Annotated in this window: 1 protein-coding gene; it reads left to right on the top strand. The window is 64.8% G+C overall.

Annotation, left to right across the window (positions count from 1 at the left end):
- The coding region (locus tag NKI18_RS33340) for an aldo/keto reductase (RefSeq protein ID WP_352622792.1) at positions 1-832 on the top strand (832 nt) is incomplete at both ends.

The following is an 832-nucleotide window of genomic DNA, read 5'->3' on the forward strand; positions in this document are numbered from 1 at the left end:
ACGGCGACAATCTATGGCGAGGTCGACGATATCAGGTCGCAAGCCGCGCTGGCGATGGCTTATGAGATCGGCGCGCGGGTGTTCGACACGGCTGCCGCCTACGGCGCCGGCAATGCCGAACTGATCCTCGGGCGGGCGTTGAGGGGTAAGGACGAAGCCGTCATCGTCACCAAGGTCGGCTATTTCGGCGATCCCGAAACGCGTAAGATCGCACCCGAGGATGCCTCTGCCGCGGCAATCCGGACATCGATCGACAATTCGCGGCAGCGCCTGCAGCGGGATTGTATCGACGTCGTGCTGCTACATATCAACGAGTATCCGATCGAGCGCGCCGGCGAGGTGTTCGATACGCTCGGCCTGTTGCGTCAGGAGGGCAAGATCGGCGGCTTCGGCTGGAGCACCGATCACCGCGAACGGCTTGCCGCCTACGCGCCGCGCGAGGGGTTCGTCGCCGTAGAGAACGACTTCAATGTGTTTACCCCGGCGAACGAGCTGATGGCCGTTGCGGCGCGCGAGAACCTCGTCTCGTTCAGCCGGCTGCCGCTGGCAATGGGGCTGCTCACCGGCAAATACACGCCGGCCATGCGGCTGCCCACCAACGATGTGCGCGGCGGGAATGCCGAATGGATGGTGTTTTTCAGGGATGGCGCCGCCAACCCGCACTATCTGTCAAGGCTCTCGGCAATCCGCGACCTGCTCACCTCGGGCGGACGCACGCTTGCACAAGGCGCGCTCGGCTGGATACTCGCCAAGTCGGCAATCGCCCTGCCGGTTCCCGGCTTCGCGCGGCCCGAGCAGGTCGAGGACAATCTCGGTGCGCTGGAGAAAGGGC

Origin of the sequence: Mesorhizobium sp. M0800 (assembly GCF_040320095.1) — a bacterium.
In the GTDB taxonomy this organism is placed as follows: Bacteria; Pseudomonadota; Alphaproteobacteria; order Rhizobiales; family Rhizobiaceae; genus Mesorhizobium.